The following is a 23,322-nucleotide window of genomic DNA, read 5'->3' on the forward strand; positions in this document are numbered from 1 at the left end:
GATAAATCACCCCTTAGTATTAAGTATTTATTACGCCAGCTGACGCAGCATCCTGCGCAGCGGCTCGGCGGCACCCCATAACAGCTGGTCGCCGACGGTAAAGGCGGAAAGGTATTCTGGCCCCATATTTAGTTTACGCAGACGTCCAACAGGGGTAGATAGTGTGCCGGTCACTGCCGCAGGGGTCAGCTCGCGCATGGTGATGTCGCGGTCGTTTGGCACCACTTTCGCCCACTGATTGTGCGATGCGAGCAGCTCTTCCACCGTCGGAATAGACACATCTTTTTTCAGTTTGATGGTGAATGCCTGGCTGTGGCAGCGCAGCGCGCCGATGCGCACGCACAGGCCGTCAACCGGGATCACGGAAGAGGTACGCAGGATCTTGTTGGTCTCGGCCTGGCCTTTCCACTCTTCGCGGGTCTGGCCGTTATCCAGCTGTTTGTCGATCCACGGGATCAGACCACCGGCCAGCGGTACGCCGAAGTTATCCACCGGCAGCTCGCCGCTGCGGGTCAGCTGAGTCACTTTACGCTCGATATCGAGAATGGCGGACGCCGGATTTGCCAGCTCTTGCGCAACGCTTGCGTGCAGCTGGCCCATCTGGGTCAGCAGCTCGCGCATATGACGCGCGCCGCCGCCGGAGGCTGCCTGATAGGTGGCAACCGAGACCCACTCCACCAGATCCTGAGCAAACAGGCCGCCCAGCGACATCAGCATCAGGCTGACGGTGCAGTTGCCGCCGACGAAGGTTTTCACGCCCTTGTTCAGGCCATCGGTGATGACATCCTGGTTAACCGGGTCAAGAATAATGATGGCGTCGTCTTTCATGCGCAGCGAAGAGGCCGCGTCAATCCAGTAGCCCTGCCAGCCGCTTTCACGGAGCTTTGGATAAATTTCGTTGGTATAATCGCCGCCCTGGCAGGTCACGATAATGTCCAGCGCCTTCAACGCTTCCAGATCAAAAGCATCCTGCAACGTGCCTGTGGAACCCCCAAAGGACGGAGCAGCCTGGCCGAGCTGGGAAGTGGAGAAGAAGACCGGGCGGATAGCGTCGAAGTCGCGCTCTTCAACCATGCGTTGCATGAGTACAGAGCCGACCATACCGCGCCAGCCGATAAAACCAACGTTTTTCATAGCATTTTTTTCCTGCAGAGGGTGTGTGCTGTTTATGCAAGCCAGTATTGAACTGGGATATGCTTCACATTACAAAATGCTGCCAAAGTCGCAAGCGAAATTAATCGATGATTGCCCGGCTATCAGAAAAAGAGCTAATCATCCGAGAAACCATACAAGTATCAGGGATAACCTACGATGAGCGAAATCATTTCCGCAGCTGTTTTATTGATCCTAATTATGGATCCACTCGGAAACCTGCCTATTTTCATGTCGGTGCTGAAGCACACCGAGCCGAAGCGCCGTCGGGCCATCATGATCCGCGAGCTGCTCATCGCCCTGCTGGTGATGTTTATCTTCCTGTTTGCCGGCGAGAAAATTCTCGCGTTCCTGAATTTACGCGCTGAAACGGTCTCGATTTCCGGCGGGATTATTCTGTTCCTGATCGCCATTAAAATGATTTTCCCGAGCAGCGAAGGCAACAGCAGCGGCCTGCCTGCGGGTGAGGAGCCGTTTATTGTGCCGCTGGCGATCCCGCTGGTCGCCGGGCCGACCATTCTGGCGACGCTGATGCTGCTGTCGCATCAGTATCCAAATCAGATGAGCCATCTGGTGATTGCCCTGCTGATAGCCTGGGGCGGGACCTTTATCATCCTGCTGCAGTCGTCGCTGTTTTTGCGCCTGCTGGGGGAGAAAGGGGTGAATGCGCTGGAGCGATTGATGGGGTTGATACTGGTGATGATGGCAACGCAGATGTTTTTGGATGGGATTAGGGCGTGGATGAAGGGGTGACGAACGATCCCCTCGCCCCTTTGGGGAGAGGGTTAGGGTGAGGGGAACATGCGGCTTTCCAGGTCGTTCCGTTCATCCCGGTGCCAGACGCCGGGTGGCGGCTACGCCTTACCCGGCCTACAAAACCGTCAGGCACGAAATGTAGGCCGGGTAAGCGCTAGCGCCACCCGGCTTTTTACAGCAGCACGACACCTTCATCTGTACGCAGCCAGCGCGGTGCTTTTAGCGTATCGCTATAAAACCCAACCAGTTCCTGAAGTAAATCTCCTGCCACTCTTTCATCATTTTTTGACAGCGATTGATTCAGCATCAGCTGGGTTAAAAGCTGGCAAAAACGCCCTAACTGATCCGCTGCCGGTTCAAATACAGGCTGTTCCAGCGGTAAGTCATCCACCGTCAGGCTCGCCTTTAAATGCTCGGGAACAGGTTCAAGCAGCGTTGGCTGAAGCAGCGCAAGACAGGCGGAAAGCCGCCCACACAGCGCCATTTTTTCGGCGGGATCGTCGCATTCAACCAATGCATCAACGAATTGCGCGCAGTTGTCTGCCAGATCGGTGAAATCGGTGTTGTGATCGAATGGTGTGGTGAATAAAGAGTGAGAAAAGCTAAGGGTAGTAGTCATAAGACAGCCTCTGATGAGTTTATTTAACCACCGCAGAAGGGACCAACCTTACTGGCGATGGACTGAACGGAGTTGGTCCTACCGGCCTCATCAGCTACCGGCGCGCCTTACGGCGCCACCGTCCAGCCCATCATTGAGATGTAACGGGCTGCGCGATAAAAATGAGCTTTATCACGGATGAGAATAACAGGGGACCAACCCTGACGCCTGATTTTGCAGGCGTGGCGAGAAGATAACGCGTTGCCGTTTGTGTATCAAGCGAGGCTCTGGAAGGCTGCTCGCATAACCAGAAATTAAATCTCCAGCCGCGAAAATAGTCAGGTAAGCAAAACACCCGCAGCGGCTCCCTGGTCCGGCTGAAAATCGCCGAAGCGTTGACTGGAGGCCGGGGCGAGGCGCATGGATGCGCAGAGAGGGGGCGACCTACAGGGATGTAGGATCGCCCCCGACCCGATAGCCGGAAGGAATAAGCTGAGGGTACCGCGAAGCGGCGATTTTCTTTGCCGGGAGCCGGGGTGGTCAGGGGGGCGGCGGCAAGCCCCCCTGACACGTTCACGGGTGACGTGGCATACAGAGAAGCAAGGAACGTAAAGTGAACGGAACCACCACCGTTGCCACATGTTCACGCCGGGTGGCGGCTACGCCTTACCCGGCCTACGTCCCTGCCCTCATATCCAGAAATTAAATCTCCAGCCGCGAAAATAGTCAGGTAAGCAAAACACCCGCAGCGGCTCCCTGGTCCGGCTGAAAATCGCCGAAGCGTTGACTGGAGGCCGGGGCGAGGCGCATGGATGCGCCGGGAGGGGGCGACCTACAGGGATGTAGGATCGCCCCCGACCCGATAGCCGGAAGGAATAAGCTGAGGGTACCGCGAAGCGGCGATTTTCTTTGCCGGGAGCCGGGGTGGTCAGGGGGGCGGCGGCAAGCCCCCCTGACACGTTCACGGGTGACGTGGCATACAGAGAAGCAAGGAACGTAAAGTGAACGGAACCACCACCGTTGCCACATGTTCACCCCAGTGCGGGGTGCCAGAAGCCGGGTGGCGGCTGCGCCTTACCCGGCCTACGGTTTACGGTCTGGCTTTGTAGCCGCTAGCTCAACAGCGTAAACGCAATCATCCCCACAATCGCCCCGGTCGTCCCGAGGATGGTTTCCATCATCGTCCAGGTTTTCAGGGTTTGCGCTTCCGTCGCCCCGGTAAATTTACCGAACAGCCAGAAACCGGCGTCGTTAACGTGCGACACCACAATCGACCCACCCGCGATACAGATAGACAGTGCTGCCATCTGCGCGCCGGAGTAGTTCAGCTGCTCAATCACCGGCATCACCAGCCCGACGGCGGTTAAACAGGCCACGGTTGCAGAGCCCTGAATGATACGCACCGCCGCAGCAAGCACGAAGCAGGTCACCGCAACCGGCAGGCCCATTCCGGTGAGCGCCCCACCCAATGCCGGGCCAACGCCGGAATCGACCAGCACCTGCTTGAATACCCCGCCCGCACCGATCACCAGCAGGATAATGCCCGCCGGCTGCAGCGCGTGACCGCAGATCTCCATCACTCTGTCTTTCGCCATCCCCTGGCGCATCGCCAGACCGTAAATCGCCACCAGACAGGCCACCAGGATCGCGGTGAACGGATGGCCGATAAACTCAAACCACTCGTAAGCACTCGAGCCCACCGGCACAAAGCGCGCGGCGATGGTTTTCAGCCCCACCAGCACCAGCGGCAGCAGGATCAGCGCGAGGCTAAAGCCGAAGGACGGCATTTTGTTCTCGCCCAGATGCGGCTCGGAGACGTCATCAGGAATGTGCAACTCAACGTAACGGCTGATGAAATTGCCCCACAGCGGACCGGCAATCAGCATCCCCGGGATCGCCGCGCACAGACCAATCAGGATCATCCAGCCAAAATCAGCGTGCATCTGCGAGGCCAGCAGCATCGGAGCAGGCCCCGGCAGCAGGAACGCCGCGGCGGCGGCCACACCGGCAAACAGCGGGATCACCAGCTTCACCAGGTTGGTGCCGGTATGGCGGGCCATGGAGAAGGCCACGCTAATCAGCAGCACCACCGCCACTTCGAAGAACAGCGGCAGCGCGCAGATCAGACCGGCCAGACCAATGGCGTAGTGCGCCCGGCTGTGACCGAAGGATTTCAGCATTTTGACGGCGATCTGATCGACCGCGCCGGTTTCATGCAGGATTTTGCCGAACATCGCGCCAAGCGCGACCACAATCGCCAGGAAGCCTAACGTGCCTCCCATCCCTTTTTCCATGGTCGCTGCGATTTTATCGAGCGGCATTCCGGAAAAGAGACCTGCACCAATAGAGACCACCATCAAAGCAACGAAGGCGTGCATACGGGCCTTCATCACTAAAAACAGCAGTAACAGCACGGAGCCGACTGCTGTTAAAACAAGCGTTAACGTACTCAAAACTTACTGCCTTTTGTTAATGACCTCGATGGTGCTTGCTACAACACCGTCCAGCGGTTGATCGATATCCACCACCAGCACATCGCTTTCGTCAGCGCCCGGTTCCTGCAGCGTTTCGAACTGCGTCACCAGCATCTGGGTTTTGAAGAAGTGCCCTTTGCGCGCTTTCAGACGGGTTTCGATCACATCGAAATCGCCCTTCAGGTAGATAAAGGAGAGATTGGCGTTACCTTCGCGCAGCTGGTCGCGGTAGGTCTTTTTCAGCGCGGAGCAGACGATCAGCGACACTTTATTGGTGCGCTGCATGGCAAAGGCGGCATCGTTCAGCGCCTGCAGCCACGGCTTACGATCGTCGTCGTTCAGCGGCTCACCGGAGGCCATTTTGGTGATGTTGCTGCGCGGATGGAGAAAATCACCATCAAGGAACGCGGCATGAATTTGATGCGCCACTTCACTGGCAACGGCGGACTTACCGCTACCGGAAACGCCCATCAGGACATAAACGTGGTGATCAGGATTAGTGGTGCTCAAGGTATGTCCCTCAGTCGATTGTTACGGGTAACAGTTATCGGTAACATTGTCCTGCCGGGGCTATCGAGAAGCAATATCCAAACGTGCGCGAAGTGAATAAGTGTGAGCTAGTTCAAACTTGTCAGGCTAAATAGATCCACCTGGTGACAGCGTGAAACCTAAATCTAACATTTTAGGCGTCACCGTCTCACCGCGAATGCGCGCCAGCAGGCGTTCCGCACCGATACGGCCCATGCGCTCGCGCGGCGTCAGGACGCTCGCCAGACGTGGCTCCATCACCTGGCCGATGTCATGACCGTGGAAACCGGCGATCGCCATATCCTGCGGGATGGAAAGCCCCAGACGCTGGCATTCAAAAGCGGCGCCCACCGCGAGGTCATCGTTGGTACAGAAGATGCCATCAAGCTGCGGATATTCACGACGCGCCTGACGCATCAGCTCAATGCCGGAGGTGTAGGAAGAGGATTGCTCGACCATCACACTGTACGGCGTTAAGTTCGCGTCGAGCATCGCCTGCTCGTACCCCTTCTGTTTGATGATAGTACGTTCATCCAGACGTGCGCCAAGATAGGCGACATGACGATGGCCGCGGGCGATGATCGCCGCCGTCATCTGGCGTGCGGCTTCAAAGTTGTCGAATCCGACCGCGATATCGAGACAGGGTGACTGGCTGTCCATCAGCTCCACCACCGGAATACCCGCCACTTCGATCATCTTCAGGGTGCGGGGGGTGTGGGTGCGCTCGGTAAGGATCAGGCCGTCAATGTTCCAGGAGAGCATCGACTCCAGACGCTCCTCTTCCAGCTCCGGCTTGTAGCCGTAGTGGGCGAGCATGGTCTGATAGCCAAAGGCGTCGGTCACGCTTTCAATGCCGCGAAGCACTTCGGCGAAAACCTGGTTGGTCAGGGAGGGAAGCAGGACACCCACCGCGCGGCTGGTGGCGTTGGAGAGAATATCCGGGGCGCGGTTAGGAATATAACCCAGTTCATCGAGAGCAGCGGCAATCTTGCCACGTAACGCCACGGAGACCTGCTCCGGGTTACGTAAGAAACGGCTGACCGTCATTTTAGTCACACCGACGCGATCGGCTACATCCTGAAGTACGGGTCTTTTCTTTTTCATCGTCCTGAGAGAAATCGGTAGCAATAGATTTCCTCAGTTTATCACGGACAAAGACCAACCTTCCCCTGCGAAAGGAGAAGGCTGGAAATTATTTATGATTTAGACCGGCGGCAGGTCGAACAGCAGGATTTCAGCAGCGCTGTCGGCATGCACGGAGATCGCCTGCTCATCCCAGATAGCCAGACCATCGCTGGTGGTGGCTTTAGTGCCGTTGATGGTCACTTCGCCTTTCACCACCTGGATCCACACTTTGCGGTTGGCGGCAATCTGGTGCACGGACTGCTCGTCTTTCGCCAGCGCCCAGCGGTAGAGCTCCATGTCCTGATGCACTTTCAGCGAGCCGTCACGGGCATCCGGGGAAAGCACCAGCTGTTTACCCTGCTGCGCGTCAAAGCGGCGTTGCTCGTAGCGCGGGGTGATGCCTTTCGCTTCCGGAATGATCCAGATCTGGTACAGACGCAGACGGTCGGTTTTGCTTGGGTTGTACTCGGAGTGACGCACCCCGGTACCCGCGCTCATAATCTGAAACTCGCCCGCCGGAACCTGCTCTTTGTTACCCATGCTGTCCTGGTGCTCAACCGCCCCTTCCAGCACGTAGGTCAGGATTTCCATGTCTTTGTGCGGGTGGGTACCAAAGCCCTGGCCGCCATCGATCACGTCATCGTTAATCACGCGCAGTGCCGAGAAACCCATAAAATTCGGGTCGTAATAATCGGCGAACGAGAAGCTGTGCCATGAGTCCAGCCAGCCATGGTTTGCGTGACCGCGGTCGTTTGCTTTGCGTAAGAAGATCATTGTTTTTACCCTCAGTTCGTTTCGATGGAGTAAGTGTGGACGCAATCGACCTGGGATCATAGAGGGTGAAAATTGACTCCTCTGTTCAAAATATCTGAACAAACACAGAGGAGTCATTCAGGCTTATCTGGCAAGGGTTACTGTGGCAGGTGAAGCCTGTTCAAAGGCCCGTTCAAGGATTTCAAGGTTGGTCATCACTTCAATTTCCTTGACGTAATTAGGGGCGCCGCTGGTGAGGGTTTCAAACAGCGCGTCGTAGACCTGACCGTAGTCGCCGGTGCCCGGTTTGATCTCCTCTTTCACCGTCACGCCCGCGTCGTTAACGTACTCCAGCACGCCCACGGAATCATCCGCCGCAAACCCTGGCTCGCCCGGCATGATGTTGGCTTTCAGGCTGGTCTCCTGCTGGTCGATACCGTATTTGATAAACGAGCCTTTGGTGCCGTGGACGATGAATTTCGGGTAGTCGATTTTCACCAGATGGCTGGTTTTGACGATTGCCTTCAGGTCGCCGTAGAACAGCTGCGCTTCAAAGGTATCGTCAGGATTAGCTTTGTTACGCAGGCTGCGGATGTCATAGGCCACGTGGTCCGGGCGACCGAACAGGGAGATGATTTGATCCATGGTGTGCACGCCGAGGCCGTAGAACGAGCCGTCCTGCGGCAGGCCGGGTTTGGTCTCGGCCACCGGACGGTAGTAATCGAAGTGGCTTTCAACTTCGACGATGTTGCCCAGCTTGCCGCTCTCAATGGCCTGTTTCGCGGTGAGGAAGCAGGTGTCGAAGCGGCGGTTCTGATACGGGCTGACGGTCAGCCCTTTGCTGCGGGCCAGCTCGAAGAGCTCTTTTGCTTCGGCCATCGTCGGGGTGAACGGCTTTTCCACCAGCACGTTTTTACCGGCTTCCAGGGCGCGTTTCGCGTACTCAAAATGGCTGTCGGCATGAGTACAGACGATCACCAGCTTCACTTCAGGATCGTTCAGTACCTCGTCGAGATCGCTGGTGAAGTGAATATGGGAGTACTGCGGGGACTGCTCTTCCGGTTTCGGGTGGCGGCGGAAGATGTGCGCCACGTGCCAGCTGGCTTTACGGGTAAGAACATACGGAAGGTGATAGCGGGTGGTGCTTTTGCCAAATCCAATAAATGCGCAATGTAGTGTCATGGTGTTGTTCCTGGCTAAGGTCTCTGCTTTCAACCATAGCGCAACATGACGCTGAAATATATTTCTATAAAGAATCCTAAAATGGCAGCCAGGACCTTGATCCTGGCCGAAATTATCAGGATAAGGAGGCGGTCAAATCAATCTGCTCGCGAACGGAGTCGCGCTCATTTTCTATGGACAGAAAATATCTCGCGTTGAATAGCGCACTTCTCTTCTGGCTGCTCGCCCTGGTCGCCTGGTGCTTTAACGCCCGCTCCCTGACGTGGCTGTTCGCGGCATTGACCCTAATGGCTTTTGCTATTCCCCTCTTATCTAATCAGGTCAACCTTATGTTTAAAAAGCAAAAAATCACCGAAATTGACAAGCCAGAGATGATCGCACCGGCCCCGGTCAGCGAGAAAGAGCCCACCGCGGTGGAGAAACACGGCACCACCGTTATCGCCAGCGATGTGCACTTTGAAGGCAATATCGTCTCAGGCGGACACGTCTACGTTCACGGTACGCTGACCGGCAATATCGACTCCAAAGAGAGCCTGATAAAAATCATGCGCGGCGGCCAGGTGGAGGGAAACATCACCTGCCGGGAGCTGATTGTCGATGGCAAGGTTATCGGCCAGTGCAGCGGCGATGCCATTGAGATCTGCGAAAACGGTCAGGTCACGGGCACCCTGCTCTACCGGACGCTGGCGGTCAAAAAGGGCGGTGTGTTTTCCGGCCAGGCGGAGGTGTTACCCGCTATTGTGGAGAAGAATAACGTGGTGGGCATGGTGAAAGAGAACGTGCCTGACGCGCCTGAACTCATACCGTTGCAAAAGCTTTAGGCAAAAAAAAGCCAGCGAAACGCTGGCTAAAATAATACTGGAAGCAATGTGAGCAATGTCGTGCTTTCAGGTTTCCGTCGCGGACTTCCTGAATGCAGGACAATAATAATCATTCTCATTCGCACTTGTCCACTCATTTTTTGCAAAAAATGCTAGTTGACTCACATTTCAATCTCATGGATGTTGGAAAGGAACCTAACTAACTGAGGACGAAGGAATGAGTGAGATAGTGATACGCCACGTTGAAGCCGCCGATGCCGAAGCTTTACGCCAGCTAAATGCCCATCCAGGGGTGTATCACAACACACTACAACTTCCTCATCCTTCGATGGAGATGTGGCAGGAACGGGTGATGAGAAAGCCAGGCAGACGCCAACTGGTGGCCTGCCTGGACGATAAGGTAGTCGGTCATCTGGTGCTGGATGTGATGGAAAACCCGCGCCGCAGCCATGTGGCAACCTTTGGCATCGGCGTTTCTGCCGACGTGCAGGGCCACGGTGTGGGCAGCGCGTTAATGCGGGAGATGATCAACCTGTGCGACAACTGGCTGCGCATCGAACGCATTGAGCTGACGGTATTTTCCGACAATCCGTCCGCCGTTGCCCTGTACCGCAAATACGGCTTTGTCGTGGAAGGCACCGGGAATAAGTTTGCCCTGCGCGACGGCGAATTTGTGGATGCGCTTTATATGGCGCGGGTGAAGTAGCCCCTCACCCTAACCCTCTCCCCATAGGGGAGAGGGAACTTGAACACCCTCTCCCCTATGGGGAGAGGGCCGGGGTGAGGGGAATAACTCAATACCCCGCCGTTAAATCCCCTGGCGTACGCGGATCCGATGCCCCATACAGCGTGCCATCCGGCCCGACCATAATGCTCTGGGTGCTGCCCATCGCCTCTTTCACCGCCACTTTCTGCCCGCGCTGCTCCAGCAGTTTCAGGGTATCCGGGCTGAAGCCCTTCTCCACCCGCAGCTCATCCGGCAGCCACTGGTGATGGAAGCGCGGCGCGTTGGTAGCTTCCGCCACGTTCATCCCGAAATCGATGCTGTTGACCACCATCTGCAGGACGGTGGTGATAATGCGGCTCCCGCCCGGGCTGCCGGTCACCAGCCAGGTTTTACCGTCTTTCACCACGATGGTCGGCGACATCGACGACAGCGGACGCTTCTTCGGCCCGACGGCGTTGGCATCCCCGCCCACCAGCCCGTAAACGTTCGGCACGCCCGGCTTGGCCGAGAAGTCATCCATCTCGTTGTTCAGCAGAATGCCGCTGTTGCCCGCCACGATCCCGGTCCCGAAGGTGGTGTTGAGCGTATAGGTCACCGCCACCGCGTTTCCGTCTTTATCCACCACCGAGAAGTGGGTGGTCTGGTTGCTCTCATACGGCGCCAGCTTGCCGGGGCGGATCTCGCTCGAGGGTTTGGCTTTGTTGATATCGATCTGATCGGCCAGGGATTTGGCATAGGCTTTGTTGGTCAGCGCCTGCCACGGCACCTTGACGAAGTCCGGGTCGCCCAGATACTCCGAGCGGTCGGCATAGGCATACTTCTCTGCCTCGGCCATCACCTGCAACGTATCCGCGCTGCCGAAGCCAAATTTGTGCATATCGAAGTTTTCAAGAATGTTGAGGATCTGCACGATATGGATGCCCCCGGAAGACGGCGGCGGCATGGAGTAGACCTGATACCCGCGATAGTCGCCGCTGATTGGCGTGCGCTCCACCGCTTTGTAGGCGGCCAGATCCGCTTTGGTGATCAGCCCGCCATTTTTACTCATCTCTTCGGCAATCTGGTCGGCAATCGGACCTTTATAGAAGGCATCCGGGCCGTTCTCCGCGATCATCTCCAGGCTTTTGGCGAGGTTGGTCTGCACCAGCTTGTCGCCCTTCTTCAGCGGCTCGCCATCCTTCCAGAAGATCGCTTTGCTGTTCTCATGGTTGGGGATCACTTCGCTGCCGTAGGTTTTCAGATCGTCGGCCAGGGCGTCGTTGACCTCAAAGCCGTCGCGCGCCAGCTTGATGGCCGGCTGCACCACCTTGTTCAGCGGCAGAGTGCCGTATTTATCCAGCGCCAGCGAGAAGCCCGCCACGGTGCCCGGCGTACCGGTCGCCAGATGGGAGGTGAGGGATTTTTTACTGTCGGCGTTGCCCTGCTCGTCGAGGAACATGTCGCGCGTCGCCTGATCCGGGGCCATTTCACGGAAGTCGATGGCCGTGGTCACGCCCTCTTTGGTGCGCAGCATCATGAAACCGCCGCCGCCGAGGTTACCAGCCTGCGGGTGGGTGACCGCCAGCGCGTAACCCACCGCCACCGCCGCATCTACCGCATTACCGCCCTGCCTGAGGATATCCACCCCGACCTGGGTGGCGAGAGCATCTACCGAGGCAACCATCCCCTTCTGCGCCCGTACGGGATGGAACACATCCTCCTCCACGCCGTAGGATACCGGCGGTGCCGCCGGAGGATTCGCCGCCACGCAAAACGTACCGCCTGCCGTCAGGGCAGCAATCGCTACCCAGCGTATAAACGTTGGTTTCATCTTTATAATTCTCCAGGTGATGGGACTCGGGCTCCCGCTTAATCCTGGTTCATAACTCTTAAAAAATCATCGTAATGGCGGATTCGAGGTAAACTTAGGTAAGGCCTCAGAAGGAGGGAATGACCATGAAACGACTCATTCTTGTTGCGGCGTTACTGCCGTTTGCCGTGTTCGCGCAGCCGATCAACACCCTGAATAACCCCAACCAGCCGGGCTATCAGAACCCCAGCCAGCAGCGAATGCAAAATCAGATGATGATCCAGCAGCAGCGGCAGACAGGGATGCTCAACCAGCAGCTGCAGACGCAGACCCGCGTCCAGCAGCAGCATCTGCAAACCCAGATGAATAACAACACCCAGCGGATTCAGCAGAGCCAGCCGGGGGCGCAGGTTCTGCCTAACACCAACGGCGGGATGCTCAGCGGCGGTGGGGTCGATGCCAGCGGCGTGCAGCAGCAACATATGCTGCCGCAGCCGCAGAATGGCTCGATGCTGAATAACCCTTAGGGCTGAAAGTCCGGGCCAATAAGGGCAATCGCATCGGTACAGATACAATCCACACCCCAGCGCAGCAGTTCGGCTGCACGCTGGGGCTGGTTGACGGTATAAACCAGGATATGTAATCCCGCGGCTTTCAGCGCCTCTACCCGCCCTTCATTCAGCAGACGATGGTTCAGGTGAATCGACACGCAGCCCAGCCGGGTGGTCAGTTCGCGCCAGTCTTCCCGCCACTCGTCCAGCAATAGCCCGCGCGGCAGTTCCGGAGCCGCAGCCTGGGCCGCTTCCAGCGCATCCATTTCAAACGACGACAGCAGCGGCGGCGTCATGCCTGCCCACAGCTCCCGGGCCGCTAACGCAATCACCTTGCCGGTTAACGGCCCCGTGCCGGTGGTCGGTTTAATTTCGATGTTGGCCATCATCCCGTGCTGGCGACAGCGATCGGCCACTTCCGCAAGCAGCGGCAGCGGCTCGCCTGTGAATTCGCCGCTGAACCAGCTTCCGGCATCCACTTTCAGCAGGTCGCGCCACGGCAGATCCCCCGCCACGCCCCAGCCGTTGCTGGTACGCTCGAGGTTGTCATCATGCAGGAGGAAGATCTCCCCGTCTTTCGACAGCTTGGCGTCGAACTCGATCATGGTGTGACCGTAGCGTGCGCCGGTGTCGATGGCCGCCAGCGTGTTTTCCGGGGCCAGTTTACCGCCGCCCCGGTGGGCGACGATGCGGGGATAAGGCCAGTTACTCATATGCGTTGTCCTGTTTCACCATCAAATAAGTGCAGATGATTTTCCGGCAGGTGCAGCCACAGCGTGCTGCCCGCTTTCGGGCGCTCCTGATGCGACATGCGCACCACCAGCTTCTGCTCGCCCCAGCGTCCGTGCGCCAGGTTATCGGCCCCCAGCATCTCCAGGGTGTCCATCACCAGCGGTACGCCGCCTTCCGCCTGCGAGCTTAGCGCAATATGTTCCGGGCGGATACCCAGGGTCATCTTGCGTCCGGCATAGCCGCGATAGAACCAGTTGATGGGCAGCGCCATGCCGCTGTCCATTTCAAAATGGGTGCCCGCAGCGCTGATGCGCCCCTCCAGCAGGTTCATCGCCGGGCTGCCGATAAAGCTCGCCACAAAGCGGCTGGCAGGCTTTTCGTACACCTCCACCGGGGTGCCAATCTGCTCGGCGACACCTTTGTTCATCACCATCACCCGCTGGGCGAGGGTCATCGCCTCGACCTGATCGTGGGTGACGTACAGGGAGGTGGTTTTCAGGCGGCGGTGCAGCTGCTGCAGCTCAAGACGCATCTGCACGCGCAGCTTGGCGTCGAGGTTCGAGAGCGGTTCGTCGAAGAGGAATACCGCCGGGTCGCGCACGATGGCGCGGCCCATCGCCACGCGCTGACGCTGGCCGCCGGAGAGCTCGCGCGGGCGGCGCTTCAGCAGGCCGTCCAGCTCCAGAATGCGCGCCGCCTCTTTGACGCGCTCCTCAATGTGGCCCTTGCCCATGCCGCGGATTTTCAGCCCCCAGGCCATGTTCTCCTCCACGCTCATGTGCGGATAAAGCGCGTAGTTCTGGAACACCATCGCGATGCCCCTGTCTTTCGGCTCCATCTCGGTGACGCGCTTGCGGTCGATCCAGATATCGCCCGAAGTGACGCGCTCAAGGCCAGCCACCATCCGCAGCAGGGTTGATTTGCCGCAGCCCGACGGGCCGACCATCACGATAAATTCTCCGTCCGCCACGTCGAGGGTGAGGGGCTGAATGACCTGGGTTTTGCCGTCCCAGCTTTTGGTAACTGCCTGTAGTTTTAAACCTGCCATCTTATTTCTCGCTATCGACCAGGCCGCGGACAAACGCACGCTGCATGGCTAAAACAATGACTACGGGTGGGATAAGGGTGAGCAGCATCGCCGCCATCACCTGGTTCCAGAGGGTGGTGCCTTCGCCGGTGGCGATCATGCCTTTGATGCCCGCCACGGCGGTGCCGAGGTTGACGTCCTGGATAATCAGCAGCGGCCACAGGTACTGGTTCCAGCCGTAGATAAAGGTGATCACAAACAGCGCCGCGAGGTTGGTTCTCGACAGCGGCAGCACGATGTCGCGGAAGAAGCGCATCGGTGACGCGCCGTCGATACGCGCGGCCTCAATCAGTTCGTCCGGCAGGGTCATAAAGAACTGGCGGAACAGGAAGGTGGCGGTGGCCGAGGCCATCAGCGGCAGGGTTAAGCCCGCATAGCTGTCCAGCATCCCGAGGTTGGCGATCACCTCCACCGTCGGGAAGATACGCACCTCAACCGGCAGCATCAGGGTGATAAAGATCATCCAGAAAAACAGGTTACGCAGCGGAAAGCGGAACCAGACGATGGCGAAAGCCGAGAGCATCGACACCGTGATTTTGCCGATCGTAATGCCCAGCGCCATGATGAAGCTGTTGAGCATCATCAGCCAGAACGGGGCGCTGTTAACGCCGACGCCCTGGGTCCAGATGGTTGCCATGTTCTCGAAAAGATGGCCGCCGGGGATAAGCGTCATCGGGGTTTCGAATATGGCGTTGCGATCCAGCGTGGCGGCAACAAAGGCCACGTACAGCGGGAACAGGATGACGACGATCCCCAGAATCAGCATGGTGTGGCTGAAAATCGTCAGCCAGCGACGGTTCTCAATCATTGGTAGCGCACCTTACTTTCGACATAGCGGAACTGCACCACCGTGAGGATGATGACAAGGAACATCAGCACCACCGACTGGGCGGCAGAGGCCGAGAGATCCAGACCGGCAAACCCTTCGCGGTAGATCTTATAGATAAGCGTGGTGGTCGCCTGCACCGGGCCGCCTGCGGTGGCGGCGTCGATCACCGGGAAGGTGTCGAAGAAGGCGTAGACCAGGTTGACCACCAGCAGGAAGAAACTCACCGGGGCGATCAGCGGCAGCGCCAGTTTAAAGAAGCGGCGGATCGGGCCTGCGCCGTCAATCGCGGCGGCTTCCACCAGCGAGCGCGGGATGGACTGCAGCGCGGCAAAGAAGAACAGGAAGTTGTAGCTGATCTGCTTCCATACCGAGGCGAACACGACCAGGAACATCGCCTGGCCGCTGTTCTGGGCGTGGTTCCAGTCATAGCCGAATTCACCGAGAAAATGGGTGATCAGCCCGCGCCCGGGGTTGAAGAGGAAGATCCACAGCACGGCGGCGACGGCGGGCGCCACGGCGTAGGGCAGCAGCATCAGGGTCTGATAGAGACGGCTGCCGCGCACCACGTAATCCACCAGCGCGGCGAAAAACAGCGAGGCGATCAGGCCGCTGAAGGTAACCAGGGTGCTGAACTTGATCGTCGTCCAGAAGGCGTCGATGTAGTAGCTGTCGTGCCACAGGGCAGCGAAATTATCCAGGCCAACAAACTGGCTGGAGAGCCCGAACGGATCGACGCTCTGCACCGAGTACCACAGCGCTTCGCCCGCAGGCCAGATAAAGAAGATAACGGTGATGACCAGTTGCGGCGCGACCAGCAGGTACGGCAGCCAACGGGAACGAAACACCGGACGGGATGAGGACATAGGTTAGCTCAAGTTGGTTTCCCCTCACCCTAACCCTCTCCCCATAGGGGAGAGGGAACGATTACACCCTCTCCCCTATGGGGAGAGGGCCGGGGTGAGGGGCAGGTTTTAATTACGATTTAGTCGACTGCTCAAAGCGGCGCAGCAGCTGGTTACCACGCTCTACAGCCGCATCCAGCGCCTGCTGTGGGGTTTTCTTACCGGTCCATACGCTCTCCAGCTCTTCATCCACGATGGTACGGATCTGCGGCATGTTGCCCAGGCGCAGGCCTTTGGTGTACGGCAACGGCGGCTTGTTCAGCATCTGGCGCGTGGCGATATCCGCCCCTGGGTTCTTGTCGTAGAAGCCCTGCTCGCGGGTCAGGTCATAGGCGGCTTTGGTGATCGGCAGGTAGCCGGTCTTCTGGTGCCATTCCGCCGCGTTTTCTGGTTTCGCCAGGAAGTCGAGGAACTCGGCTACGCCTTTGTAGGTCTCCTTGTCTTTGCCCTGCATCACCCACAGGCTTGCCCCGCCGATGATGGCGTTCTGCGGCGCGCCTTCAGAATCAGCGTCGTACGGCATCATCCCCACGCCGTAGTTGAATTTGGCGTAGTGGCGAATATCCGCCAGCGAGCCGGATGAGGCGGTGGTGATGGCGCAGTCGCCGCTGTAGAACTTCTCGGTGGATTCGTCTTTACGCCCGAAGTAGCTGAAATCGCCCTTCTTGTTTAGTTCTTCCAGCAGGGCGATGTGCTTCACCTGCTCCGGCTTGTTGAATTCCAGTACCGCGTTGGTGCCGTTGAAACCGTTGTTTTCGGTCGCCACCGGCTTGCCGTGCCAGGCGCTGAAGTTCTCGATCTGGATCCAGCCCTGCCAGCCGCTCGCGTAGCCACACTTCATGCCGGCCGCTTTCAGTTTGGCGGTGTACGCCGCCAGATCCTGCCAGGTTTTCGGCGGCTGCTCCGGATCTAAACCGGCTTTTTTGAAGGCGTCTTTGTTGTAGTACAGCACCGGGGTGGAGCTGTTAAACGGCTGGGAGAGCAGATGGCCGGATTTTGAGTCGGTGTAGTAACCGGAGACGGTCGGCACGAACTGGGATTCGTCGAAGTTGATGCCCGCATCTTTAAACACTTCATAGACCGGCTTGATGGCTTTGGAGGCCATCATGGTGGCGGTGCCCACTTCGTAAACCTGCAGCAGCGCAGGGGCGTTGCCGGTACGGAATGCGGCAATGCCCGCGCTCAGGCTCTGCTCGTAGTTGCCTTTATACACCGGCACAATCTTGTAGTCCGGGTGGCTGTCGTTGAAACGTTGCGCCAGGGAGTCAACTTCTTTACCCAACTCCCCTTCCATGGAATGCCAGAACGGAATAGTGGTGACGGCCATTGCGTTAGTCGCAAACGCCAGACCCATTGCCAGACCCAAAGCTGTGTGTCGTAACGATGTCATTGTCATCTCTCTTATTGTGCCGGATGCGCGATATCACGCGTTTTGTGCTCGCGAGGTAACATGACATGCTCGAATTACAGAAAAATAACTTTTTGTTTACAGAGAGATGACAGCAAGGCGTCAGGGGGATGATGGAAATATGAAAAAGTTGGGTGCGGTCGGTTGCCCTCACCCCGGCCCTCTCCCACAGGGAGAGGGTGCAAACATTAAAAAAGGCAACTTGCGTTGCCTTTTTGCTTTTACCTACCCGCCCAGGTACGCACTCCGCACCGCTTCGTTCGCCAGCAGCGCGTCGCCGGTGTCTTCCAGCACCACGCGACCGTTCTCCAGCACGTAGCCGCGATCCGCGAGCTTCAGCGCCTGGTTGGCGTTCTGCTCCACGAGGAAGATGGTCATCCCTTCGCTACGCAACTGCTCGATGGTGTCGAAGATCTGCTGAATGATGATTGGCGCCAGCCCGAGGGACGGTTCGTCGAGCAGCAGCAGGCGCGGCTGGCTCATCAGCGCACGGCCAATGGCCAGCATCTGCTGTTCACCGCCGGACATGGTGCCCGCTCGCTGAATACGACGCTCAAACAGACGCGGGAACAGGTCATACACGCGCTTGATGCGGGTCTGGAACTGCTCGCGCTCGGCAAAGAAACCGCCCATCGCCAGGTTCTCTTCCACCGTCATGCGGGAGAAGACGCGACGCCCTTCCGGGACAATCGCCACTGCTTCACGCATGATTCTGGCGGTCTGCCAGTCGGTGATGTCTTTACCATCAAAAACGATACGCCCGCTGGTGGCGCGCGGATCGCCGCACAGGGTGCCGAGCAGGGTGGTTTTCCCCGCGCCGTTGGCCCCAATCAGGGTGACGATCTCCCCCTGGTTGATGTGCAGGCTGACGTCGTGCAGCGCCTGGATCTTGCCGTAGTGGGCATTAACCTTGTCAAAAGATAACATCGCTTTTTCCATCTTATGCCTCACCCAGATAAGCGCGGATCACGTCCGGGTTGTTGCGGATCTCTTCCGGCGTCCCGTTCGCCAGCGGCGTGCCCTGGTTCACCACGTAAATACGATCCGAAATGCCCATCACCAGCTTCATATCATGCTCAATCAGCAGGATGGTGGTGTCGTGATGGTTACGCAGCTCGACAATCAGCTCGTCCAGCTCTTTGGTCTCTTTCGGGTTAAGCCCTGCCGCCGGTTCGTCGAGCATCAGGATCTCCGGCTGAGTCACCATGCAGCGGATAATCTCCAGACGACGCTGGTCACCGTAGGCCAGGTTGCTGGCCTGACGGTTAGCGTGCTGCAGCAGGCCGATACGGTCGAGCCAGGTGGCGGCGCGATCTAAAGCTTCATCCTGGGCACGGCGAAACGCCGGGGTTTTCAGCAGGCCGGAGAAGAGCCCGGTTTTCAGCTGCTGATGTTGCGCCACCAGCAGGTTCTCGATCACCGTCATCTCGCGGAACAGACGCACGTGCTGGAAGGTACGCACCACGCCCATGCGGGCAATCTGCTGGCCCGGCAGCCCTTCCAGGTGCTGGTCGCGCAGCATGATGGTGCCGCCCGTCGGTTTGTAGAAACCGGTCAGGCAGTTAAAGACCGTGGTTTTACCGGCACCATTCGGGCCGATCAGCGAAACAATCTCTTTTTGATGCAGATCCAGAGACACATTGTTGACCGCCAGCAGGCCGCCAAAACGCATCATCAGGCCGTTAACGGATAATAATGGCTGACTCATGCCTGCTCTCCTTTCGCTTGCCCGTTTTTCAGTTTCAGCTGTGGACGGGTCATCGGCAGCAAGCCCTGCGGACGCCAGATCATCATCAGTACCATCAAACCACCGAGCATCAGCATGCTGTACTCGTTAAAGTCGCGCATCAGCTCACGGGAGACCACCAGCAGGATGGCCGCGAGAATAACGGCAAACTGCGAGCCCATCCCGCCGAGCACCACGATAGCCAGCACGAATGCGGATTCCGCAAAGGTAAAGGATTCCGGGCTGACGAAGCCCTGGCGCGCGGCAAACAGCGTTCCGGCAAAACCGGCAAACGCGGCGCTGATGGTAAAGGCGGTCAGCTTGATGCGGGTCGGGTTCAGGCCCAGAGAGCGACAGGCGATCTCATCTTCACGCAGCGCTTCCCACGCACGTCCCAGCGGCATGCGCAGCAGGCGGTTAATCACGAACAGGGTGATGACCACCAGCAGCAGCGCCACCAGGTAGAGCCAGATCACGCGGTCGGACGGATCGTACTTCACGCCGAAGAAGTTGCTGAAGGTATCCCAGCCGCCTTCACGGGCGGAACGGCTGAACTCCAGACCGAAGAAGGTCGGTTTTGGGATCTGGCTGATACCGTTCGGGCCGCCGGTCACTTCGGTATTGTTGAGCAGCAGGATACGGACGATTTCGCCGAAGCCTAAGGTCACAATCGCCAGATAGTCACCGCGCAGGCGCAGCACCGGGAAGCCGAGCAGGAAGCCCGCCGCCGCAGAGACCAGCCCCGCCAACGGCAGACAGGTCCAGAAGCCGAGACCGTAATAGTGGTTCAACAGGGCAAAAGTATACGCGCCGATGGCGTAGAAGCCGCCGTAGCCCAGCACCAGCAGGCCAGACAGACCTACCACCACGTTCAGGCCGAGGCCCAGAATGACGTAAATCATGGTCAGGGTGGCGATGTCCACCGTCCCGCGCGAGACCACGAACGGCCACGCCACGGCAGCCACCAGCAGTGCCACCAGGAACAGCTTCTGTTTAACGGTCGAGCCGTCAATCGCCGGCAGAACAAACTTCGGCCCGGAGACGTTTTTCAGCGCCTTCTGGAACAGCGGACGCAGCAGCTGGAAGAAGAAGACCACCGCGGTGCCGACAAACACCCACTGCCAGCGGATATCAGAGGCGGAATCCACCACCAGCTTTGTGCCGCTCAGCTGCAGCTGCACGCCCATAAAGACGCCCGCCAGCAGGAAGAACATCGCCGCAGAAAGCAGCGCCATCGCAAAATGCATCGGTTTCATACTTTCTCTACCTCCGGACGACCCAGAATACCGGTAGGCATAACCAGCAGAACCAGAATCAGCAGGGCAAATGACACCACATCTTTATATTCGGTACTCAGGTAAGCAGAGGAGAGCGCTTCGGCCACGCCCAGAATCAGGCCGCCGATCATCGCGCCCGGAATGCTGCCGATACCGCCCAGTACCGCTGCGGTGAAGGCTTTCATCCCGGCCATAAAGCCGATGTACGGGTTGATCACGCCGTAGAACTGGCCGAGCAGAACACCCGCGACGGCCGCCATCGCCGCACCAATCACGAAGGTCAGGGCGATCACGCGGTCGGTGTTGATGCCGAGCAGGCTCGCCATTTTCAGATCTTCCGCACAGGCGCGGCAGGCGCGGCCCATACGGGAGTAGCGGATAAACAGGGTCAGCGCCAGCATGGCGAGGAAGGTCACAATCCAGATCACCAGCTGCATGGTGGTAATCGACGCCGAGAAGTTCTCGCTGGCACCTACAATCCACTGGCCGTTAAACAGGCTTGGCAGCGCCACGTCGCGGGACCCTTCGGTCAGGCTGACGTAGTTCTGCAGGAAGATGGACATACCAATCGCGGAGATCAGCGCAATCAGACGCTTGGAGCTACGCACCGGGCGATAGGCCACCCGTTCGATACTCCAGCCGTAGGCGCTGGCAATGACAATCGCCCCGACAAATCCGGCGGCCACCAGCAGCCAGCTGCTGTCGATCCCCATCATCATCAGTGCGGCGATAATCATAAAGGAGACATAACTGCCGATCATATACACCTCGCCGTGGGCGAAGTTGATCATGCCGATAATGCCATACACCATCGTGTAGCCGATGGCGATCAGTGCATAGGTGCTTCCCAGCGTAACGCCGTTAAACATCTGCTGCAGAAAATAGAGAAACTGCTCGGACATAAGGTAACCTTTCTATTCCCGCCCGGACCTGCCGGGCGGTGGGATCATGATTATTTGGCGACCGAGGATGACCCGTCGGCGTGCCACTTAAAGACACCAAACTCAAATCCCTTCAGATCGCCTTTCTCATCCCAGTTCAGCGGCCCAATCACGGTATCTGCCCCGTGTGCTTTTAAATCTTTAATCAGATCCTGCGGCGCTTTGCTGCCGGTACGATCCATGGCGGTGGCCAGAGACTGTACGGCGGCATAGGTGATCCAGACGTAAGGACCACTTGCGTCTTTCTTCTCGGCTTTCAGCGCGTTCACGATAGCGCTGTTCGCCGGATCCTGGTCATAGCGTTTTGGCATCGTCACCAGCATGCCTTCGCCCGCATCGCCCGCAATGTTCGACAGCGAGGCGTTACCCACCCCTTCCGGCCCCATAAACTGGGTTTTCAGGCCGATAGAACGCGCCTGGCGCAGCATCTGCCCCATTTCCGGGTAGTAGCCGCCGTAGTAAACGAAGTCAATATTCTCTTTTTGCAGTCGCGCCAGCAGCGCGGAGAAGTCTTTTTCGCCCGCGGTAATGCCGTCGAAGAAGACCACGTTAGCGCCGCCTTTCTTCAGGCCGTCCTGGACGGAGCGGGCCAGCCCTTCGCCGTACTGCTGCTTATCGTGAATGATGGCAATACGCTGCGGCTTAACGCTTTCGAGGATGTACTTCGCCGCGGTCGGCCCCTGAGACGAGTCGAGCCCGGCGGTACGCATGATGTACTGATAGCCGCGCTGGGTCAGTTCCGGGTTAGTGGCGCCCGGCGTGATCATCAGAATGCCTTCGTCCTCGTAGATATCGGACGCTGGCTGGGTGGAGGAGGAGCAGAGATGGCCAATCACATACTGAATGCCATCGTTAACAATTTTGTTAGCAACGGCAACGGCCTGTTTCGGGTCGCAGGCATCGTCATATTCCACGGCAACCAGTTTGTCGCCTTTGATGCCGCCTTTGGCGTTGATGTCTTTAATTGCCTGGCGCGCGCCATTGAACTCCATATCACCCCATTGGGCAACAGGGCCGGACAACGCACCTACTACGGCAACTTTAATATCTTCCGCCATGGCCGCCTGTGAAACTGCCAGTGCAACCATTCCCGCGAGTAATGCTTTCGCGTTCCTTTTCATCGGTGAATCCCCATTCGTGACGTGATGTATATATTTTGTTTTATTATGGTTAAAAAGCATTCTGTACTTTTAATAAACAACGCAACTTTTGCTATTGCCTTTAATGGTTTAGCGCAGTTTTTTCACAAAAATCAGACTAAAATCTCTATATTTCAGGCGATTAAGCAAAGATAATATTCTGAAATCAGGCAGAGATAAACAAATAAAAGTACGAATTGCAGCATAAAATAACGGTACATTGCGCCGAATAAAACGCTGCCTTTTAGGTTAAAATTCTGCTTATTTTTCGATCCCTGCGTTTTAAAACTACGCAACGCAACGCTAAAAAAGTAATCAGCTAGGTAATGGGTTTAAAAAGTGGAAGCGTCTGACAGAATAAATTGAGTACACTGCCTGCACTCTTTTTGATTTGGACAAGCGGCTAATGAAACTGACCATCCACCGTCTGGAGAACTTTAGCGACCAGGATCATATCGACCTCAACAAGATCTGGCCGGAATATTCCCCCTCCTCCCTCAACGTTGACGACACCCACCGTATTTATGCTGCGCGCTTTAACGAGCGGCTGTTAGGCGCGGTGCGGGTAACGCTGAGCGGGACGCAAGGGGCGCTGGATTCCCTGCGCGTGCGCGAAGTCACCCGCCGTCGCGGCGTGGGGCAATATTTGATTGAGGAAGTGATTCGCGACAACCCGAGCGTGGCCTCGTGGTGGATGGCGGACGTCGGCGTGGAAGACAGGGGCGTGATGGCGGCCTTTATGCAGGCGCTGGGGTTCACGGCGCAAAGTAATGGTTGGGAGAAGCGTTAAAAAAGCCGGGTGGCGCTACGCTTACCCGGCCTACA

23 protein-coding genes are annotated in these 23,322 nt (G+C 57.7%); 5 read left to right on the forward strand and 18 right to left on the reverse strand.

Annotation, left to right across the window (positions count from 1 at the left end):
- Positions 1-30: 30 nt before the first annotated feature.
- Positions 31-1,134, reverse strand: coding sequence for an aspartate-semialdehyde dehydrogenase (gene asd, locus FHN83_RS10010; protein WP_039031488.1), 1,104 nt, complete (start codon positions 1,132-1,134; stop codon positions 31-33).
- Between the two features lie 177 nt (positions 1,135-1,311).
- Here asd and yhgN point away from each other — a divergent pair, with 177 nt between their 5' ends.
- Positions 1,312-1,905 (forward strand): NAAT family transporter YhgN, encoded by a 594-nt coding sequence (yhgN, locus tag FHN83_RS10015; protein ID WP_039031487.1) that lies wholly within the window; start codon positions 1,312-1,314, stop codon positions 1,903-1,905.
- A 175-nt stretch (positions 1,906-2,080) separates the two neighbouring features.
- On the opposite strand, the gene FHN83_RS10020 is transcribed toward yhgN, so the two are convergent.
- The 6 genes from FHN83_RS10020 to FHN83_RS10055 form a co-directional block, all read right to left on the reverse strand.
- Positions 2,081-2,527, reverse strand: a complete 447-nt coding sequence (locus FHN83_RS10020) for a hypothetical protein (RefSeq protein ID WP_139563758.1) — start codon at positions 2,525-2,527, stop codon at positions 2,081-2,083.
- Positions 2,528-3,618: 1,091 nt separating this feature from the next.
- Positions 3,619-4,959, reverse strand: coding sequence for a gluconate transporter (gntU, locus tag FHN83_RS10035; RefSeq protein ID WP_139563760.1), 1,341 nt, complete (start codon positions 4,957-4,959; stop codon positions 3,619-3,621).
- Between the two features lie 3 nt (positions 4,960-4,962).
- Positions 4,963-5,490 (reverse strand): gluconokinase, encoded by a 528-nt coding sequence (gene gntK, locus FHN83_RS10040; RefSeq protein WP_039032525.1) that lies wholly within the window; start codon positions 5,488-5,490, stop codon positions 4,963-4,965.
- Positions 5,491-5,616: 126 nt separating this feature from the next.
- Positions 5,617-6,612 (reverse strand): gluconate operon transcriptional repressor GntR, encoded by a 996-nt coding sequence (gene gntR / locus FHN83_RS10045; RefSeq protein WP_039032524.1) that lies wholly within the window; start codon positions 6,610-6,612, stop codon positions 5,617-5,619.
- Between the two features lie 99 nt (positions 6,613-6,711).
- Positions 6,712-7,407, reverse strand: a complete 696-nt coding sequence (locus FHN83_RS10050) for a pirin family protein (RefSeq protein WP_039032523.1) — start codon at positions 7,405-7,407, stop codon at positions 6,712-6,714.
- A 123-nt stretch (positions 7,408-7,530) separates the two neighbouring features.
- Positions 7,531-8,568 (reverse strand): oxidoreductase, encoded by a 1,038-nt coding sequence (locus tag FHN83_RS10055; protein WP_139563761.1) that lies wholly within the window; start codon positions 8,566-8,568, stop codon positions 7,531-7,533.
- A 173-nt stretch (positions 8,569-8,741) separates the two neighbouring features.
- Here FHN83_RS10055 and FHN83_RS10060 point away from each other — a divergent pair, with 173 nt between their 5' ends.
- Both FHN83_RS10060 and yhhY read left to right on the forward strand, forming a co-directional pair.
- Positions 8,742-9,389, forward strand: coding sequence for a bactofilin family protein (locus FHN83_RS10060; RefSeq protein WP_139563762.1), 648 nt, complete (start codon positions 8,742-8,744; stop codon positions 9,387-9,389).
- A 217-nt stretch (positions 9,390-9,606) separates the two neighbouring features.
- Positions 9,607-10,095: an N-acetyltransferase gene (yhhY, locus tag FHN83_RS10065; protein ID WP_139563763.1), complete on the forward strand. Its 489-nt coding sequence runs from the start codon at positions 9,607-9,609 to the stop codon at positions 10,093-10,095.
- 88 nt (positions 10,096-10,183) lie between these two features.
- Here the strand turns inward: yhhY and ggt are convergent, their stop codons facing one another.
- Complete coding sequence (ggt, locus tag FHN83_RS10070) at positions 10,184-11,926, reverse strand: gamma-glutamyltransferase (protein ID WP_139563764.1); 1,743 nt, start codon at positions 11,924-11,926, stop codon at positions 10,184-10,186.
- A gap of 125 nt (positions 11,927-12,051) precedes the next feature.
- On the opposite strand from ggt, the gene FHN83_RS10075 reads away from it, so the two are divergent.
- Positions 12,052-12,432, forward strand: coding sequence for a DUF2756 family protein (locus tag FHN83_RS10075; protein ID WP_139563765.1), 381 nt, complete (start codon positions 12,052-12,054; stop codon positions 12,430-12,432).
- Here the strand turns inward: FHN83_RS10075 and ugpQ are convergent.
- The 10 genes from ugpQ to livK form a co-directional block, all read right to left on the reverse strand.
- Positions 12,429-13,169 (reverse strand): glycerophosphodiester phosphodiesterase, encoded by a 741-nt coding sequence (gene ugpQ, locus FHN83_RS10080; protein ID WP_139563766.1) that lies wholly within the window; start codon positions 13,167-13,169, stop codon positions 12,429-12,431. The genes FHN83_RS10075 and ugpQ overlap by 4 nt on opposite strands.
- The gene (locus FHN83_RS10085) at positions 13,166-14,236 is read right to left on the reverse strand and encodes a sn-glycerol-3-phosphate import ATP-binding protein UgpC (protein WP_039032517.1); all 1,071 of its coding nucleotides are present in this window, start codon (positions 14,234-14,236) and stop codon (positions 13,166-13,168) included. The genes ugpQ and FHN83_RS10085 overlap by 4 nt, the downstream gene beginning before the upstream one ends.
- Position 14,237: 1 nt before the next feature.
- Complete coding sequence (gene ugpE / locus FHN83_RS10090; RefSeq protein ID WP_139563767.1) at positions 14,238-15,083, reverse strand: sn-glycerol-3-phosphate ABC transporter permease UgpE; 846 nt, start codon at positions 15,081-15,083, stop codon at positions 14,238-14,240.
- On the reverse strand, positions 15,080-15,967 hold the full coding sequence (ugpA, locus tag FHN83_RS10095; protein WP_039032515.1) for a sn-glycerol-3-phosphate ABC transporter permease UgpA: 888 nt from the start codon (positions 15,965-15,967) through the stop codon (positions 15,080-15,082). The genes ugpE and ugpA overlap by 4 nt, the downstream gene beginning before the upstream one ends.
- Positions 15,968-16,079: 112 nt before the next feature.
- Entirely contained in the window at positions 16,080-17,396 is a 1,317-nt protein-coding gene (ugpB, locus tag FHN83_RS10100; protein ID WP_039032514.1) for a sn-glycerol-3-phosphate ABC transporter substrate-binding protein UgpB, read from the reverse strand.
- Positions 17,397-17,639: 243 nt separating this feature from the next.
- The gene (livF, locus tag FHN83_RS10105) at positions 17,640-18,353 is read right to left on the reverse strand and encodes a high-affinity branched-chain amino acid ABC transporter ATP-binding protein LivF (protein ID WP_039032513.1); all 714 of its coding nucleotides are present in this window, start codon (positions 18,351-18,353) and stop codon (positions 17,640-17,642) included.
- Position 18,354: 1 nt separating this feature from the next.
- Positions 18,355-19,122: a high-affinity branched-chain amino acid ABC transporter ATP-binding protein LivG gene (gene livG / locus FHN83_RS10110; protein WP_039032512.1), complete on the reverse strand. Its 768-nt coding sequence runs from the start codon at positions 19,120-19,122 to the stop codon at positions 18,355-18,357.
- Positions 19,119-20,396 carry a high-affinity branched-chain amino acid ABC transporter permease LivM gene (locus tag FHN83_RS10115; RefSeq protein ID WP_039032511.1) on the reverse strand — a complete coding sequence of 426 codons (1,278 nt, stop codon included), beginning with the start codon at positions 20,394-20,396 and terminating at the stop codon, positions 19,119-19,121. The genes livG and FHN83_RS10115 overlap by 4 nt, the downstream gene beginning before the upstream one ends.
- Complete coding sequence (gene livH / locus FHN83_RS10120) at positions 20,393-21,319, reverse strand: high-affinity branched-chain amino acid ABC transporter permease LivH (protein WP_039032510.1); 927 nt, start codon at positions 21,317-21,319, stop codon at positions 20,393-20,395. The genes FHN83_RS10115 and livH overlap by 4 nt, the downstream gene beginning before the upstream one ends.
- A gap of 50 nt (positions 21,320-21,369) precedes the next feature.
- A complete protein-coding gene (livK, locus tag FHN83_RS10125) occupies positions 21,370-22,479 on the reverse strand; it encodes a high-affinity branched-chain amino acid ABC transporter substrate-binding protein LivK (RefSeq protein ID WP_039032509.1) in 1,110 nt (369 codons plus the stop codon).
- 424 nt (positions 22,480-22,903) lie between these two features.
- Between livK and panM the strand changes: the two genes are divergently transcribed.
- On the forward strand, positions 22,904-23,287 hold the full coding sequence (panM, locus tag FHN83_RS10135) for an aspartate 1-decarboxylase autocleavage activator PanM (RefSeq protein ID WP_039032508.1): 384 nt from the start codon (positions 22,904-22,906) through the stop codon (positions 23,285-23,287).
- The last annotated feature ends 35 nt before the right edge of the window (positions 23,288-23,322 follow it).

The sequence above is a fragment of the Leclercia adecarboxylata genome, assembly GCF_006171285.1.
GTDB classification, from domain to species: domain Bacteria; phylum Pseudomonadota; class Gammaproteobacteria; order Enterobacterales; family Enterobacteriaceae; genus Enterobacter; species Enterobacter barmai.

What these genes read in the sequence shown, in the direction of transcription:
- FHN83_RS10050 (WP_039032523.1), bottom strand. Translation starts at nt 7,407, where the DNA reads ATGATCTTCTTACGCAAAGCAAACGACCGCGGTCACGCAAACCATGGC.
- ggt (WP_139563764.1), bottom strand. Translation starts at nt 11,926, where the DNA reads ATGAAACCAACGTTTATACGCTGGGTAGCGATTGCTGCCCTGACGGCA.
- ugpE (WP_139563767.1), bottom strand. Translation starts at nt 15,083, where the DNA reads ATGATTGAGAACCGTCGCTGGCTGACGATTTTCAGCCACACCATGCTG.
- FHN83_RS10020 (WP_139563758.1), bottom strand. Translation starts at nt 2,527, where the DNA reads ATGACTACTACCCTTAGCTTTTCTCACTCTTTATTCACCACACCATTC.
- yhhY (WP_139563763.1), top strand. Translation starts at nt 9,607, where the DNA reads ATGAGTGAGATAGTGATACGCCACGTTGAAGCCGCCGATGCCGAAGCT.
- FHN83_RS10085 (WP_039032517.1), bottom strand. Translation starts at nt 14,236, where the DNA reads ATGGCAGGTTTAAAACTACAGGCAGTTACCAAAAGCTGGGACGGCAAA.
- livH (WP_039032510.1), bottom strand. Translation starts at nt 21,319, where the DNA reads ATGTCCGAGCAGTTTCTCTATTTTCTGCAGCAGATGTTTAACGGCGTT.
- yhgN (WP_039031487.1), top strand. Translation starts at nt 1,312, where the DNA reads ATGAGCGAAATCATTTCCGCAGCTGTTTTATTGATCCTAATTATGGAT.
- ugpB (WP_039032514.1), bottom strand. Translation starts at nt 17,396, where the DNA reads ATGACATCGTTACGACACACAGCTTTGGGTCTGGCAATGGGTCTGGCG.
- FHN83_RS10075 (WP_139563765.1), top strand. Translation starts at nt 12,052, where the DNA reads ATGAAACGACTCATTCTTGTTGCGGCGTTACTGCCGTTTGCCGTGTTC.
- panM (WP_039032508.1), top strand. Translation starts at nt 22,904, where the DNA reads ATGAAACTGACCATCCACCGTCTGGAGAACTTTAGCGACCAGGATCAT.
- livF (WP_039032513.1), bottom strand. Translation starts at nt 18,353, where the DNA reads ATGGAAAAAGCGATGTTATCTTTTGACAAGGTTAATGCCCACTACGGC.
- ugpA (WP_039032515.1), bottom strand. Translation starts at nt 15,967, where the DNA reads ATGTCCTCATCCCGTCCGGTGTTTCGTTCCCGTTGGCTGCCGTACCTG.
- ugpQ (WP_139563766.1), bottom strand. Translation starts at nt 13,169, where the DNA reads ATGAGTAACTGGCCTTATCCCCGCATCGTCGCCCACCGGGGCGGCGGT.
- livG (WP_039032512.1), bottom strand. Translation starts at nt 19,122, where the DNA reads ATGAGTCAGCCATTATTATCCGTTAACGGCCTGATGATGCGTTTTGGC.
- FHN83_RS10060 (WP_139563762.1), top strand. Translation starts at nt 8,742, where the DNA reads ATGGACAGAAAATATCTCGCGTTGAATAGCGCACTTCTCTTCTGGCTG.
- FHN83_RS10055 (WP_139563761.1), bottom strand. Translation starts at nt 8,568, where the DNA reads ATGACACTACATTGCGCATTTATTGGATTTGGCAAAAGCACCACCCGC.
- livK (WP_039032509.1), bottom strand. Translation starts at nt 22,479, where the DNA reads ATGAAAAGGAACGCGAAAGCATTACTCGCGGGAATGGTTGCACTGGCA.
- FHN83_RS10115 (WP_039032511.1), bottom strand. Translation starts at nt 20,396, where the DNA reads ATGAAACCGATGCATTTTGCGATGGCGCTGCTTTCTGCGGCGATGTTC.
- gntR (WP_039032524.1), bottom strand. Translation starts at nt 6,612, where the DNA reads ATGAAAAAGAAAAGACCCGTACTTCAGGATGTAGCCGATCGCGTCGGT.
- asd (WP_039031488.1), bottom strand. Translation starts at nt 1,134, where the DNA reads ATGAAAAACGTTGGTTTTATCGGCTGGCGCGGTATGGTCGGCTCTGTA.